We start from the raw sequence: 15,278 nt of genomic DNA, 5'->3' as shown, positions 1-15,278 counted from the left end.
AGCGGCTGCCGTCGAAGCAACAGCAGCCGCCGGCGCAGAGATCTACCGCTTATCGGCCGCTCCAGAACCGGCGCTGAACTTCCATCACCTCGGCCTCCACGTCGGCGACCGGCCCGATCACCTCGACCGGCTTCTGGCAGTGATCGAAGACATAGCGGCAATCCACGCTCATGGTCGGATTCTGCGCATGATCTCCGGTCGCCTCGAGCAAACGCTTCTCGGTCATGCCGAACACGACCCGGCCGATGTTGGCCCAGTACATCGTGCCGGCGCACATGCAGCACGGCTCGACCGACGTATACAACGTGCAGCTCCACAAATACTCCGGCGTGAAGTTCAACGCCGCCACGCGCGCCAGCACCGACTCCGCGTGATTCACCGTATCGACGTTGCCCTGCTCCATCAACACGGTTTCCTGGTCCGGCCCGACCAGCACCGCGCCGAATGGATGATGCCCCAGCAGCGTCGCCCGCTCGGCGACCCGGCTCGCATGCCGCAGATGCCGCAAGATCTGCTCGTGCGTGGGCGTCAATCCCTGCGGCGGATAGCTCACCGCCACCGCGGCGGCCTCGTTCGAAACAGTCAGACTCACGGGCAATCTCCTGTCGACCAGAGTTGGCGCTTTAGCGCGTTACTCTGGTCCCATGCAAAGCTGTCGACCAGAGTTGGCGCTCTTTATTTAGCGCCTTACTCTGGTCCCATGCACTTGTGCGGTCGACCAGAGTTCGCGCTTTAGCTGTCGACCCGAGTTCGCGCTTCAGCGCGTTACTCTGGTCCCATGCAAAGCACTTACCCCGGTCCTATGCACGACAATTGCATTGATAATAGTTAGGCAACCAAATCAATTGATTACTTCGGCAACGCACCATCCACGCCCTGCACGAACCAGTTCAACCGCAACAGTTCCGCATCGCTCAGCGACTTTCCGGCGGCGACCTTCACCGTGCCCGATTGATCCGCGATCGGACCAGCAAACGGATTGAACCTGCCCGCGATGATGTCGTCGCGCTTCTGGCTGAGCGCCTTTTGCGCGGCCGGCGATACCGCGCTGGTGTTGATGTCGGCGAGGTCGATCGCGTTCTCTTTCAGCCCCCACCAGACCGGCGTGTTGTTCCACGTGTTCGACATCACCTGCTCGACCAGATGCGTGTAATACACTCCCCAGTTGCTCACGCACGCGCCGAGTTGCGCGTTCGGCCCGAACTTCTTCATGTCGGAGTCCCAACCGAACGCATGCACCTTTTTCTGCTCGGCGGTCTGCATCGTTGCCGTCGAATCGGTGTTCTGGATCAGCACGTCGGCGCCCTGGCCGATCAGCGTTTCGGCGGCCTGCTTTTCGCGGCCCGGATCGAACCAGCTGTTGATCCACACCACCTTCACGCGCGCGTTCGGATTGACCGAGCGCGCGCCCATCGTGAACGCGTTGATGTTGCGCACCACCTCCGGCACCGGCACCGAGCCGACAAAACCCAGCGTGTTCGACCTGGTCGTATAGCCCGCGACCAGGCCAGCCAGGTAGGCGCTCTGATAGGTGCGCACGTCATAGGTGGCGAAGTTGCCCGCTTTCTTGAAGCCGGTCGCATGTTCGAACACGGTGTCCGGGAAGTCCTTCGCGACCTTCAGCTCGAAATCCTGGAAGCCGAAGCTCGACCCCACCACGATCTTGTTGCCCTTGGCCGCCAGATCGCGAAACACGCGCTCCGAATCCGCCGACTCCGGCACGTTCTCGACCCGCGTCACCTTGATCTTGTCGCCGAACTTCGCCTCGACCGCCTTCACGCCCTGCTCGTGTGCATAGGTCCAGCCGGCGTCGCCCGCATTACCGAGATAGACGAAGGCGATGCCGACCGGCTGCGGGCTTGCCGCTGCCGCCGACCCGGCGCTGAACGCGACGGTCGCGGCAACGCTTGCGCCGAGTGCGGCGGCCAGCACAGTACGGACGGTTTTGATCCGCAATGAATGGTTCAGCGCTCGCGCCAGCTTTGTTTTCATGGATTCTCCGAAGATGGTTGACCGTGCCTGCCACAGCGCCCGGGACTCCCCAGGCGAGGCTCCAGCATAGGGGGCCATATTCGAAGGCCAATATCAGCGGAAAAATTATTTTTCGTTATCCCGCCCATAACGAAAGCCGTATTGTGGTGCCCAGCACGGTGCCCGGCGGACATGTTCGATAACTTCGAACGAGTGCATCGGGAAAGTGGTACGGCAAGCCCGCCGCACAGGCGCACTATCCATAACACCAACCCGCAACACTCTTTCGGAGAAACAACATGACTCGCTTCCAGAATAACTCGGTCCTCGTCACCGGTGGCAGCAGCGGCATCGGCTTCGCGGCAGCCAAGGCATTCGCCGATGAAGGCGCTCGCGTCGTCATCACCGGGCGCGACGCCGATGCGCTCGAAACCGCCAGAAGCGCGCTCGGCGCCAACGCGGTCGCGGTGCGCAACGACGCCGGCTCGATCGCGTCGGCTCGCGAACTGGCCGCCGCGCTCAGCGCCGCAGGCATCCGCCTCGACGCCGTGTTCGTGAACGCGGGTACCGCGAAATTCGCGCCGTTCCCCGAGGTCGACGAAGCCCTCTGGGACGCGACCTTCAACACCAACGTCAAAGGCGCGTACTTCCAGATCCAGGCGCTGCTGCCGTTGCTGAACAAGGGCGCGTCGATCGTCATCAACGGCTCGATCAATGCGCATATCGGCATGCCGGCGTCGTCGGTATATGCGGCGAGCAAGGCGGCGCTGATTTCGCTGGCGAAGACGCTGTCGGCGGAATTGCTGCCGCAAGGCGTGCGGGTCAATGTGGTGAGCCCCGGCCCGGTGCAAACGCCGCTGTACGGCAAGCTCGGCCTCGACGCCGCCGCGCTCGAAGCGACCTCCGCGCAGATTCTCGGCCAGGTGCCGGTCGGCCGCTTCGGCAAGCCGGAGGAGATCGCCTCGACCGTGCTGCATCTCGCCGCGCCGGAATCGGCGTTCATCGTCGGCACGGAAATCATCGCCGATGGCGGCATGAGCCAGCTTTAAAAACACACGCGGGCGAGCGGCCCTGCGGCTTTGGCCCGTGCAGTGTCGACGACCGGCCGCGTGACAGACAGCGGCCCGGTTCGTCAGCCGACTCACCCCAACCCATCATCGCCGCCCCCGACACACCGGGTCTCCGTGACAGGCGACCCGGCGGGAGCCTTTTTTACCGACGAGACAATCATGCGTCTGAAACTGTCTTCCGTTCTGCTGGCCGCGGCGCTGTCGATGTCGCTCGCGACCCTCGCGCCGGCTGCGCATAGCGCCGGCAGTACAACGAACGCCAACGGTGCGCCCGTCGTCCTCGCGCCGAACGCCCCCGCGCTGGCCGCGGCGGTCGCGAAAATCCACGAAGGCAAGATCGACGTGAACGGTGTGCGCTACCACTATCTGCTGGCGATCGGACACGGCACACCGATCGTGCTGCTGCATGGCTGGGCGTCGACCTCGTTCATGTGGCGCTGCGTGATGCCGCAACTGGTCGCGCGCGGCTACACCGTGCTCGCGCCGGATCTGCGCGGCCTCGGCGACACCGCGAAACCGGCCGCCGGCTACGAGAAGGCCAACATCGCCGAAGACATTCACGCACTGGTCGCGCAATTGCATCTCGGCTCCGAGGTCAACGTGGTCGGTCACGACATGGGCGGCATGGTCGCTTACGCGTATGCCGCGCAGCATCCGGACGACGTGCGCTCGGTCGCGATTCTCGATGTGCCGTTGCCCGGCATCGAGCCGTGGGATCAGATCGTGCAGATGCCGCGCACGTGGCACTTCCGCTTTTACGCGGTGCAGGACCTGCCGGAAATGTTGATCGCGGGCCGCGAACTGGCGTACCTGAAGTGGTTCCACAATTCGGAAGCGGTCAACTCGCGGGCTTTCACGAATGAGGTCGAAGAGACCTACACGCGCGAATATGCGATGCCTGGCGCGTTGCGCGCGGGCTTCGAGTACTACCGCGCATTCCCTGCGGACGCGCGGCAGAACCAGGCGTTCGCGCAGCACAAGCTGACCATGCCGGTGCTCGGGATCGGCGGAGCGGGCAGCCTGGGGCCGATCGTCGGCGAGGAACTGCGCCATGTCGCGCTTGATGTGCAGTCGGTGCAGATTGATGGCGCGGGTCATTGGGTCGCCGAAGAGCAGCCGGAAACTGTCACCGATGCGTTGCTGAAGTTCCTGCCGCCGCCGCGGTAGGGGCCATGTGTTGTGGGGCGTCGCCGGTTTCCGTGCGATGCGAAGACGTGCTGTGGCGTGTCGTGATGTGCATGCCCCATGCGTGCTCTGCGGCGCGTGCTCGCGTGCCACGCCGCGCGATGCCGCACCGCGCGCTGAAAATCACGGTCAGTGACTGTTCGGCGGCGGATTCTCGTGGTCCTGCTCAGGCCCCTCATCATCGCCGAACAATTCCGCGCACAGCCCCTCACCAAGCTCACTCAACCGCGCGGTCCCTGTGCCCTCCTCGTTGAAGGTGGTGACTACCAAACCGCCGTCGACCAGCGCCGTCAACTGGCGCCGCAAGCCGCTCATCGGCACGCCCGCCTGCTTCGACAGCCTGGCGAGCGACCACACGCCGCCCGGCGTCTGCCGATGCGCGCGCCAGAGTTGCGCGAGCACGGCGGCCAGCGCCGGGTCGATGTCATCGTCATCCATTCGTGTCTCCTCGTTCTGTCACGCCATCTGCTTGACCAGTTCGCCCAGCGTCTTCAGCGCCGCTTCGCTCTGCGCCGTCCACGGATAGCTGTAGTTGAGCCGGATGAAGTGGCGAAAATCGTCGCGCATCGAAAACATCATGCCGGGCCCGACCGTGATGCTGCGCGCGAGCGCCGCCTGGTAGAGCCGCATCGAATCGACGCTTTCGGGCAACTCCACCCACAGCACATAGCCGCCTTGCGGCGTCGACATGCGCGTGCCGACCGGGAAAAACCGCTGCACCAGCGCCGTCATGATCCTCGCCTGCTGCCGGTACAGCTTGCGCACATGCCGCAGATGACGGTCGTAGCCATCTTGCCGCAAGTAATCGGCGACGGCGACCTGCGGCACCGAAGGTGTGGTCAGCGTGTTGAGAAACTTCAGCTTCTCGACCTGCGCGCGGTAGCGTCCCGGCAGCGCCCAGCCGATCCGGTACGACGCCGTCAGGCTCTTCGAAAACGACGCGCAGTGCAGCACCAGTCCCTTGCGGTCGAAGGTCTTCAACGTCGACGGCCGCGTGTCGCCGAAATACAGCTCCTGGTAGACGTCATTTTCGATCGCCGGAATCTCGTGCTTGGCGAGCAGTTCGACCAGTTGCCGCTTGCGCGCGTCGGGCATCTGGAAGCCGAGCGGATTCTGGAAGTTCGGCATCACCATGCAGGCGGCGATTTTCTGTGTGGCGATCACCTGCGCCAGCGCGTCGATGTCGATGCCGTCGACCGGATGCGTCGCCACTTCGATCGCGCGCATGCCCAGCCGCTCGATCGCGTGCAGCATCGCGTAGTAGGTCGGCGATTCGACCGCCACCGTATCGCCGGGCTTGGCGACCGCCTGCAAGCTCAGATTGATCGCCTCGGTTGCGCCGAGCGTAATGACGATCTCGCCGGGATCGACCGGCATGCCGTTTTCTGCATAGCGTCGCGCGATCTGCCGGATCAGTTCCGGATTGCCTGGCGGCAGGTCGTCGATCAGGTTCCAGCTCGCGTGACGGCGCGCGATCGCGTTCGCGTACTGGTTGATGCGCCGCCACGGGAACAGCGACGGGTCGGGATACGGCGAACCGAACGGCACTGCATCGTGCGCGCGGATGCTGCGCAGCGTCGACAGCACCAGTCGGCTCACATCCACCTCGGCGGCCACCGGCGCCACCTCGCGCGCGGCGGCGCGGCCCGGCCGCGGCGCGTCCGGCGCGAGCGCCTGCGCGGCGGCATCGCGCACGAAGTAGCCGGACTGCGGACGGGTCTCGACTATCCCCCGGCTTTCCAGCAATGCATACGCATGCAGCACCGTCTTGATGCTGACGCCGTGCTGCTGGCTCGCCTGCCGCACCGACGGAATCCGCTCGCCCGCCGCGAACACGCCGCGGCGCACGGCTTCGGTCATCTCATCGGCGAGCTTTTCGTACAGTTTCAAGGCTTGGGTCAAGGCAAAAGCGTGGCTCGGAGCGCCAGTTTATGACAGAAATCAGGCAACTGTATTCCTCCGCTTTCCAATTTTCTGTATGCAGCGTGCTTTTTGGAACACAGTAGGCTTGCAGGTATCGGCTTAAAAGCCTCGTCGAGGCTCGTCAGACCTTATCCAGCGGCAAGATCATGAAGAAATCCGAAGCTCGCATCGAACCCTACAAGCACCCGGCCGCCGGCTGGGGCGCGCTGAAGTACGTCGCCATCAACCTGCTCAAGGAAAAGGTGACGGGCGGCAACTACCGCACGCTGCTCAAACAGAATCAGCCCGACGGCTTCGACTGTCCCGGCTGCGCGTGGCCGGATCGCGAGCACGCATCCACGTTCGAGTTCTGCGAAAACGGCGTCAAGGCCGTGGCCGCCGAGGCGACCAGCAAACGCGTGACGCCCGCCTTTTTCGAGCAGCATACGGTTCAAGAGCTGATGTCCCAAACGGATTTCGAGCTCGAGCAGCACGGCCGCCTGACCGACCCGCTCGTCTACGACGCGCTGTGCGACCGTTACGTGCCGATCGGCTGGGACGCAGCATTCGATCTGATCGCGAGCCACCTGAAGCGCCTAGACGATCCGGACCGCGCCGCGTTCTACACGTCGGGCCGCGCCAGCAACGAAGCCGCGTTCCTGTATCAGCTGTTCGTGCGCATGTACGGTACCAACAACTTCCCCGACTGCTCGAACATGTGCCACGAAGCGACCAGCCGCGGCTTGCCGCATACGGTCGGCATCGGCAAGGGCACGGTGACGCTCGACGACTTCGAGCACGCCGACACGCTGCTGATCTTCGGCCAGAACCCGGCCACCAACCATCCGCGCATGCTCGGCGAACTGCGCGAGTGCGCGAAGCGCGGCGCGACCATCGTGTCGATCAATCCGCTGAAGGAGCGCGGCCTCGAACGCTTCGCGAGCCCGCAGCATCCGGTGGAAATGCTGACGATGGGCAGCACGAAGATCAGCTCCGTGTTCATCCGGCCGAAGGTCGGCGGCGACTTCGCGCTGATCAAGGGCGTCGCCAAGCGCGTGATCGAGCTCGACGACGAAGCGCTCGCCTCCGGTCTCGAACGCGTGCTGGACGTCGGCTTCATCGCCGGGCACACCGTGGGCTTCGACGCGTTCGCCGACGATTTGCGCGCCGAGAGCTGGGACACCATCGTCGCCGAAGCGGGCGTGCCGTTCGACGACGTGCTGAAGCTCGCCGACATCTACGTGAAGGGACGCGCGGTGATTTCGACGTGGGGCATGGGCCTCACGCAGCACAAGAATTCGGTGCCGACGGTGCAACTGCTGTCGAACCTGATGATGATGCGCGGCAATATCGGCCGGCGCGGCGCGGGGCTGTGCCCGGTACGCGGACACTCGAACGTGCAAGGCGACCGTACGGTCGGCATCGAGGAACAACCGACTCAGGCGTTTCTCGACCGGCTCGGCGAGGTCTACGATTTCGAGCCGCCGCGCGAGCACGGGCTCGACGTGGTCAACACGATTCAGGCGATGCTCGACGGCAAGGTGAAGGTGTTCATCGGCCTGGGCGGCAACTTTTCGATCGCGACGCCGGACACGCCGCGCACGTGGGAAGCGATGCGCTCGTGCGAACTGACCGTGCACATCACGACCAAGCTGAACCGCAGCCACCTCGTGCATGGACGCGATGCGTTGATCCTGCCGACGCTCGGGCGCACCGAGATCGACTTGCAGAACGGGGTCGCGCAAGGGGTGAGCGTCGAGGACTCGATGAGCATGGTGCACATCTCGTACGGCATGAACAAACCGGCGTCGGAGAATCTGCTGTCGGAGATTGCGATCGTCGCGCGGATCGCGCATGCGACGCTCGGCAGCGGCAAAGTGGACTGGCTCGCGCAGGCGGCGGACTATGCGTTGATCCGCGATGGCATTGCGAAGGTGATCGACGGTTTCAACGATTACAACGAGCGCCTGAAAAACCCTGGCGGTTTTCACCTGGGCGTGGCGTCGCGCGAGCGCATCTGGAAAACGCCGAGCGGCAAAGCGCAGTTCATCGTGCACGCAATCGACCTGGCCACACCGATTCACGAAGCGCGCAAGCAGCACGGCGAGCGTCTGATGACGTTGATGACGACGCGCTCGCATGATCAGTACAACACGACGATTTACGGTCTCGACGACCGTTATCGCGGCGTGTATGGACAACGGCGCGTGCTGTTCGCGAACAAGGACGACCTGGCGATGCTGGGTTTCGTCGCGGGACAGCGGGTGGATATCACGAGCGTGTGGGCCGATGGAATCGAGCGGCACGCTGACGGGTTCCTGCTGGTGGAGTACGACATTCCACGCGGGTGTCTCGGCGCTTATTATCCGGAGACGAATCCGCTGGTGCCGCTGTCTTCGGTGGCCGATGGCGCGGGGACGCCGACTTCGAAGTCGATTCCGGTGCTGTTGACGGCGTCGGTCGGTTCGGCAATCGAGGCGGTGGCGGCTTGAGCGCCACAGCCTGCGCTTGAGCGTAGCCGGACGACGCGTGGCGCAAGCCCGTCAGGCCAGCTTCTTCGTCAGATCGCGATGCGTCAGATACAGGCGCAAGTCGAATTCGATCTGATGGTAGCCCGGCTGCATGAACTCGCAGAGACGGTAGAACGCCTTGTTGTGATCGCTCTCTTTCAGGTGCGCGAGTTCGTGCACCACGATCATCTTCAGAAACTCCGGCGCCGCGGATTTGAATAGCGACGCAATGCAAATTTCCTTCTTCGCCTTCAGCTTGCCGCCCTGCACGCGCGAAATGCTCGTGTGCAGTCCCAACGCGTGGCGCACGACGTCGAGTTTGCTGTCGTAGGTCACCTTGTCGATCTGCTCCGCGCTGCGCAGATGTTCGCGTTTCAGGTCGGCGCAGTACGCGTAGAGCGCGCGGTCTGTCTGCACGTCGTGCGTGTTCGGATAACGCGCGGCGAGATAGCCGCCTAGCTGTTCTTCGGCGATGAGTTTCCTGACCTTCTCCTGTAACGAGGGTGGATAGCCGGTCAGGTATTTCAGGTGAGACATGTGATGATTTGCCTGTGTTCGCGCAAGCGCCGCATAAAGGAATCAGACGGCGGTTACACGACTGACTTCCGTAGCCTGCGCCGCGAGACGCAGGCTACCGGGAAAACCTGACCGAAGTTCTCAAGGCCTGATGCGCCGGTTCTCGGCCTGGCCGTGCTCGATATAGTGAACGACAGGGTCGACGCCAGCCGCCGCGACATCTGGGTTGGCTTCGAGATACTCCGCGCGATCAAAACCCAGAGCAACCAGTTCCGGCGGAATCGCGACCGTTGGCGGCTGGCCGGGCCGCATCGGACGTCCTTCGAAGCGGCCATAGTAGACGTAGTGTTGCAACGCATCTCCGCCGGAAGCCTTGACGTCCGGGTTCGCATCCAGATAGGCATGTGCGTCGAACTCCAGCGGCGTCAGCGACGATGGCATCCCGGTCAGGTCGTGATAGCACAAGCATCCCTGCGAGAAGAAATGACAGACGAGCGCTTTGCGGCTGACATGCTCGGGATTTTTCATCTTGCTGCCGCCATGCAGAAGGTTCGCGTGCCAGAGCAGCACGTCGCCCTTCTTCGGCAGGAAATAATGCGCTTCCAGCGCATGGTCGGTGATGATCTTCTGGATCGCCGGCTCGTAAATGTCGTGATACGCCGAGTAGCCACAGCCGAACGGCATCCCCAGCGCGTCGGACATCACGTAGGGCAGCTTATGACTGCCCGGGTGATAGACCAGCGGTCCGGAGTCCGGATGAATGTCTTCGAATGCGATCCAGTTGGCGACCAGATACCCGTTGGGATAGGTGGACATGTGGATCGAGTCGGAGTGCTGCAGTTGCTCGCTGCTCTTGTGGCCGCCGATAGTCTGAAACGGCGCGGCCTTCGCGCCCAGCAGCAGGCTGACCAGTTCGCTCATTTTTTGATCGAACAGCATCGCCCGGACTTCGTCGACCGAGAAGTGCGGATTGAGCGTGCGGCCAGGCAGCGTATCGCCATCGAACAGCGGCTCGGCTGGAGGCCTCAATACGCCCGTCTCGATCGCCTTCTCGTAGGCGTTCCACATTTCATCAAGCTGCTTCTCGGCGAAAAATCCTTCGAGAATGAGGTAGCCGTCGTCAACCCACTTTCGACACCATTCGGCCTGCTGCGCGGTGATCTCGCCGTCGCGCAAACGCTTCTCGATCTGCTGCTTTGCGTCTTGACGATCGAGCCAGGGCTGCGGACCACTAGCCGGAAAGGCTTCGTATTTGAATACTTGTGTCTTGGGGTCAATCGGCGTTTCTGCGACCACGGGATGGTCGTAAAACCGTTCACGGTTTGAGGCCAGGTCTCGGTTATTCATTTGCGTGACTTTGGGACATTTGGGCTATCAGGAAAATCCACGCGGGGCCAATGCGAGCTGTCCTGCGTCGATCACTCGGGCGCGCGGCCTTCGGCGCGTCCGTAACGGATGTAGTGTTCGGCTCCCGAGGTGAAATGCCTGTTCGCAACCGCATCAGCAACGTCGGGATTGTGCTCGAGGTAACCTGCTTCGTTGAAATTCAGAAGACGCGTCGCATAGAGAAGGATCGACGGGCCCGCCGGATGATCCTGATCGTCTATTCCAACGATCACCGTCATGCCGAGTTCTTTGAGAACAGTCAACAGGCTTTCTTTGGTGATCCAGTAACTGTGCGGCGCCGTGCCACCGATAAACTTCTTGTTTTCAATGGCCCCAAGATAGTTCATCCGATGTGTCGTAATTGGCCGGCCGCGGAATTCGGAAAGGGTCGACTCGGCGTCCATGTGCGTCTGCATATTTGCATTCGTTCGCGCAACATCGGAGTCGAAGTAGTGAGTCCAGATGCAGATCGAATCGGACGCGTGCGCCATATCCTCGAGCAACGCTACCGGATCGGTCATGTGGTACAGCACGCCACTCGCGAGAATGAGGTCGAACTGTTGATCGCGTTTCTGGAGGAGTTTGCGGAAGTCGCCAAACATGAACTCGGCATTGAACTTCAACGCATTCTGAACCAGCAGACACTTCAGGAAGGCCTTCGAGTTCGCCTCGACCGCAAGAACCCGGGACGCGCCGCCTTGCGACAGCATATAAGTGTGACCGCCTTCCATCGGTCCGAGCTCGAGTATGCTCTTGCCGGCAAATCCGCCGCACGCCCGTTCGAGCCACTGAATGCGGCCATCCTCGAAATGGGGAGCCGCGCCCAATCCGTAGTTGGGCACGTTCGAAAACCACGTGTCCTTGAATAGATCGAACGCGAGGGAGTGGCTAGGCTCCTCCGTTGTGTACAAATCGAGTTCCGTTCCTTTCAATTTGTTACTCCCAAAGTCGCGAGTGCGGTAATTATGGCATGCTGGGAAGGCTGCGTTGAGTTTAAGGAGCTTGATGCTCAGATTAGCGTCGCGATGGATTGGCGGCGCTCAAGAGCGGGTGGAGCTGCAAGGCATTACTCGCGCAGTGCCGCAGACATGTGTCGCATTGTCACAACAAGAAGCTTCGGCTTCGTTCGATTCCATGCCTGTCGTTCTTCGAGCCGAACTATTAGGCAGACAAGCCTGGTCTCTGGCGAATGGGGGGTAGCTGGTGGAGGCCCGTATGCGATCGCTGGCCGGTGGCGGGCCTGGATGAGCCGCAAGGCGTGTCGTTTTGCGCTGGGACCGCTGGTGCCGGGGACCGGACTCGAACCGGCAAGCTGTGAAGCGGCGGATTTTAAGTCCGCTATGTTTACCAATTTCATCACCCCGGCAGGGGTCGCAATCGCGCGTGGACGCGAATTCTACCATTGCCCGGCGGGCGCACCAAACCGGCGCATCGTCTCGGCAATGCCCGCCGCAATTCCACCGCCATCCTCCCACCCGCACTGACGCATCGATCAAAACCGGAGTCATCCGGCAGTCACAAAGCTTCCCGATAATCCGTTCACGAAAACGTTTACAGCCAGAGCGGAAACCCATGATCCCGACGATCAAAGATGTCGCCGCCCACGCGGGCTTTTCCATTGCCACGGTCTCGCGCGCGATCAATGCGCCGCACACCGTGAACCCGATCACGCTCGACAAGGTGCGTCAATCCATCGACGCGCTGAACTTCCGTCCCAGCCCGCTCGGCCGGCAGTTGCGCGGCGAGCGCACGCGTCTGATCGGCGTGATCCTGCCGACGCTCGCCAATCCGGTGTTCGCCGAATGCCTGCAAGGCATCGACGAACTCGCGGCGGCGCAAGGCTACCGGCTCATGCTGATGACCACCCAGTACGACGCGGAGCGTGAACGCCACGCGATCGAAACGCTGCGCGAACAGCGCGTCGAAGGGCTGATCCTGACTGTCACCGATGCCGACACGCATCCGCTGCTCGACGAGCTCGACCGCGCCGGGTTGCTCTACGTGCTGATGCACAACGACACGGTGCGCCGACCGTCGGTGTCGGTCGACAACCGGCTCGCCGCGTACGACGGCGTGCGCTCGCTGATCGCGCACGGCCATCGCCGCATCCTGATGCTGGCCGGCACGCTGGCTGCGTCGGACCGCGCCCGCCAGCGTCATCTCGGCTACGCGCAGGCGATGCAGCAAGCCGGTCTGACGCCCGCGCCGGCGCTCGAAGTTGATTTCAACGCGGATGAACTGTCGCCGTCAGTGCTCGCGCATCTGACCAGCGGGCTGAATCGCCCGACCGCCCTCTTCTGCAGCAACGACCTGCTGGCGATGGTCGTGATGCGCGGCCTGCGCCGCGCGCGTCTGCGGGTTCCGCACGACATGTCGATCCTCGGCTTCGACGGCCTCGCGATGGGCGAGCTGCTGTCGCCGCCGCTCGCCAGCATCTGCGCGCCGAATCGCGAGATCGGCTGTGCGGCCTGGCGGCGCTTGCTGGCGCGCGTCACCGGCAACGACGACGCAGCCGGCAACCCATCGCTCGCGCTGACCTTGCCGCACAGCTTGCGCGAAGGCGCGACCATCGCGGCGATTTCGAGCCGTACTGAAACTTCGGCGCCGTATGTTTCAGCGGGCACCGCGCTGCCGCTGGCCTGACACGCCCCATGAACCTGGGCTATTGCATGAACAGCGCATGACCCGCATGAGTTGCACGAACCGCTTGCGCATCCCGCATGCACCCGTGGCCCTCATGCAACGCTGCGCCACCCGGCCTCGCACGCCCCCTTGATTGGCCCACCTCGAACCACCCGCTCTCTTCCTCTCCAGGAGACCCCCAGTGATCCGCTCATCCTCACGCTTCGCTTCGTCGCTCAAACCGCTGTGGCGCCGGCTCGCACACGTCACCGCGACGGCGCTCCCGGCCGGCATGATCGTCGCCGGCGCCGCGCTGGCCGCCATCGCGCCGCAAGCGGCCCACGCCGACGAAACCGCAATCTGCTACAACTGCCCGCCCGAATGGGCCGACTGGGCGAGCCAGATCAAGGCGATCCAGCAGAAGACCGGCATCCGTGTGCCGTTCGACAACAAGAATTCCGGCCAATCGATCGCACAACTGATGGCCGAGCAGAAGAGCCCGGTCGCCGACGTGGTGTATCTCGGCGTTTCGTCGGCCTTCCAGGCGAAGGACAAGGGGTTGATCCAGCCGTACAAACCCGCGCATTGGGACGACATCCCCGCCAACATGAAGGATCCGCAAGGCTACTGGTTCACGATCCACTCGGGCACGCTGGGCTTTTTCGTCAACAAGGACGCCCTCGAAGGCAAGCCGGTACCGCGCTCGTGGGCCGACCTGCTCAAGCCTGAATACAAAGGCATGATCGGCTACCTCGATCCGTCGAGCGCATTCGTCGGCTATGCGGGCGCGGTCGCGGTGAACCAGGCGCTCGGCGGCACGCTCGATAACTTCGAGCCGGGCCTCGACTGGTTTCGCAAGCTGAAGGCCAATGCGCCGATCGTGCCGAAGCAGACCGCGTATGCGCGCGTGATGTCCGGTGAGATTCCGATCTTGCTCGACTACGATTTCGACGCCTACCGCGCGAAATACAAGGATCACGCGAACGTCGAGTTCGTGATTCCCAGGGAAGGCACGATCTCGGTGCCGTACGTGATGAGCCTCGTGAAAGGCGCGCCGCACGAAGCGAACGGCAGGAAGGTGCTCGACTTCGTGTTGTCCGACGAAGGCCAGAAGCTGTGGGCCGACGCCTATCTGCGTCCGGTGCGTGCGAATGCGATGAGCGCGGAAACCGCTGCGAAATTCCTGCCGGCCAGCGACTATGCACGCGCCAAACCGGTCGACTTCGGCAAGATGGCAGAGAAGCAGTCGAGCTTCGGCGAGCGCTATCTACAGGTGATGCATTGAACGACATCACGTTCCCGCTGCGCTGGCGCATCGCGTTGATCGCGCCGGCGCTGGCGGTATTCATCGCGTTCTGGCTGTTGCCGATGGGCGCGCTCGCGCAGTTGAGCGGCGACGGCCACGCGTTCGCCACCTATCGCGCGATGCTGACGAATCCGCGCTACCTGTCGAGCCTCGGCGCGACCGTCGTGCTGTCCGCGGCGGTCACGGCGGCGACGCTGGTGTTGTCGGTGATCGCCGGACTGCTGCTCGCACGCCGCGAGTTTGCGTTCAAGCGCACGCTGCTCGCACTGCTGACGTTCCCGCTCGCGTTTCCCGGCGTGGTGGTCGGCTTCATGGTCATCATGCTGGCGGGACGCCAGGGGCTGATCGGCGCGCTGTCGCTGAAACTCACCGGCGAGCGCTGGGTGTTCGCGTATTCGATGAGCGGCCTGTTTCTCGGCTACCTGTACTTCTCGATTCCACGCGTGATCGTCACCGTGATGGCGTCGGCGACCAAGCTCGACGCGTCGCTCGAAGAAGCCGCGCGCTCGCTTGGCGCATCGCCGTGGCGCATCACGCGCGACATCGTGCTGCCCGCGCTGTCGCCGGGACTGATCGCGGCGGGCGCGGTGTGCTTCGCCACGGCGATGGGCGCATTCGGCACCGCCTTCACGCTCGCCACCGACATCGACGTGCTGCCGATGACGATCTACACCGAGTTCACCCTCAACGCGAACATGGTGACGGCCGCGGGGCTGTCGATCGTGCTCGGCCTCGTCACGTGGGCCGTGCTGGCGTTCGCGCGCAGCGTGAGCGGCGCGGCGGTGGCGGCCAGCGCATGAGCGGCGTTTC

At 63.3% G+C, this 15,278-nt stretch carries 13 protein-coding genes and 1 tRNA gene; 6 read left to right on the top strand and 8 right to left on the bottom strand.

Annotated elements, in window-relative coordinates:
- Window positions 1-49 precede the first annotated feature (49 nt).
- Together HV744_RS09800 and HV744_RS09795 are read right to left on the bottom strand one after the other, a co-directional pair.
- A complete protein-coding gene (locus HV744_RS09800) occupies window positions 50-592 on the bottom strand; it encodes a nucleoside deaminase (protein WP_175149317.1) in 543 nt (180 codons plus the stop codon).
- A gap of 257 nt (window positions 593-849) precedes the next feature.
- Window positions 850-1,992, bottom strand: coding sequence for a BMP family ABC transporter substrate-binding protein (locus HV744_RS09795; protein ID WP_175149316.1), 1,143 nt, complete (start codon window positions 1,990-1,992; stop codon window positions 850-852).
- A gap of 278 nt (window positions 1,993-2,270) precedes the next feature.
- Here HV744_RS09795 and HV744_RS09790 point away from each other — a divergent pair, with 278 nt between their 5' ends.
- On the top strand, window positions 2,271-3,020 hold the full coding sequence (locus HV744_RS09790; protein ID WP_175149315.1) for an SDR family oxidoreductase: 750 nt from the start codon (window positions 2,271-2,273) through the stop codon (window positions 3,018-3,020).
- 180 nt (window positions 3,021-3,200) lie between these two features.
- Window positions 3,201-4,208, top strand: coding sequence for an alpha/beta fold hydrolase (locus HV744_RS09785; protein ID WP_175149314.1), 1,008 nt, complete (start codon window positions 3,201-3,203; stop codon window positions 4,206-4,208).
- Between the two features lie 147 nt (window positions 4,209-4,355).
- On the opposite strand, the gene HV744_RS09780 is transcribed toward HV744_RS09785, so the two are convergent.
- Both HV744_RS09780 and HV744_RS09775 read right to left on the bottom strand, forming a co-directional pair.
- Window positions 4,356-4,664, bottom strand: coding sequence for a helix-turn-helix transcriptional regulator (locus HV744_RS09780; RefSeq protein WP_175149313.1), 309 nt, complete (start codon window positions 4,662-4,664; stop codon window positions 4,356-4,358).
- 18 nt (window positions 4,665-4,682) lie between these two features.
- Entirely contained in the window at window positions 4,683-6,116 is a 1,434-nt protein-coding gene (locus tag HV744_RS09775; protein ID WP_175149312.1) for an aminotransferase-like domain-containing protein, read from the bottom strand.
- 179 nt (window positions 6,117-6,295) lie between these two features.
- On the opposite strand from HV744_RS09775, the gene HV744_RS09770 reads away from it, so the two are divergent.
- Complete coding sequence (locus HV744_RS09770; protein ID WP_175149311.1) at window positions 6,296-8,620, top strand: FdhF/YdeP family oxidoreductase; 2,325 nt, start codon at window positions 6,296-6,298, stop codon at window positions 8,618-8,620.
- Window positions 8,621-8,671: 51 nt separating this feature from the next.
- Here HV744_RS09770 and HV744_RS09765 read toward each other — a convergent pair whose 3' ends face one another.
- From HV744_RS09765 to HV744_RS09750, 4 genes are all read right to left on the bottom strand, one after another.
- Window positions 8,672-9,175, bottom strand: coding sequence for a M48 metallopeptidase family protein (locus tag HV744_RS09765; protein WP_175149310.1), 504 nt, complete (start codon window positions 9,173-9,175; stop codon window positions 8,672-8,674).
- A gap of 120 nt (window positions 9,176-9,295) precedes the next feature.
- On the bottom strand, window positions 9,296-10,501 hold the full coding sequence (locus HV744_RS09760; RefSeq protein ID WP_175149309.1) for a phytanoyl-CoA dioxygenase family protein: 1,206 nt from the start codon (window positions 10,499-10,501) through the stop codon (window positions 9,296-9,298).
- 71 nt (window positions 10,502-10,572) lie between these two features.
- Window positions 10,573-11,382: a class I SAM-dependent methyltransferase gene (locus tag HV744_RS09755; RefSeq protein WP_281363635.1), complete on the bottom strand. Its 810-nt coding sequence runs from the start codon at window positions 11,380-11,382 to the stop codon at window positions 10,573-10,575.
- A 439-nt stretch (window positions 11,383-11,821) separates the two neighbouring features.
- Window positions 11,822-11,906, bottom strand: a tRNA-Leu gene (locus tag HV744_RS09750).
- Window positions 11,907-12,112: 206 nt separating this feature from the next.
- On the opposite strand from HV744_RS09750, the gene HV744_RS09745 reads away from it, so the two are divergent.
- The 3 genes from HV744_RS09745 to HV744_RS09735 all read left to right on the top strand — a co-directional run bounded on the left by HV744_RS09745 (window position 12,113) and on the right by HV744_RS09735 (window position 15,268).
- Window positions 12,113-13,183, top strand: a complete 1,071-nt coding sequence (locus tag HV744_RS09745) for a LacI family DNA-binding transcriptional regulator (protein WP_175149307.1) — start codon at window positions 12,113-12,115, stop codon at window positions 13,181-13,183.
- A gap of 181 nt (window positions 13,184-13,364) precedes the next feature.
- The gene (locus HV744_RS09740; RefSeq protein ID WP_175149306.1) at window positions 13,365-14,447 is read left to right on the top strand and encodes an ABC transporter substrate-binding protein; all 1,083 of its coding nucleotides are present in this window, start codon (window positions 13,365-13,367) and stop codon (window positions 14,445-14,447) included.
- Complete coding sequence (locus HV744_RS09735) at window positions 14,444-15,268, top strand: ABC transporter permease (protein ID WP_175149305.1); 825 nt, start codon at window positions 14,444-14,446, stop codon at window positions 15,266-15,268. The genes HV744_RS09740 and HV744_RS09735 overlap by 4 nt, the downstream gene beginning before the upstream one ends.
- Window positions 15,269-15,278: the final 10 nt, after the last annotated feature.

It is taken from the genome of Paraburkholderia ultramafica (assembly GCF_902859915.1).
Lineage (GTDB): Bacteria > Pseudomonadota > Gammaproteobacteria > Burkholderiales > Burkholderiaceae > Paraburkholderia > Paraburkholderia ultramafica.
The sequence above is the reverse complement of the archived record's forward strand: the minus strand, read 5'-3'. Positions and strand labels throughout refer to the sequence as shown.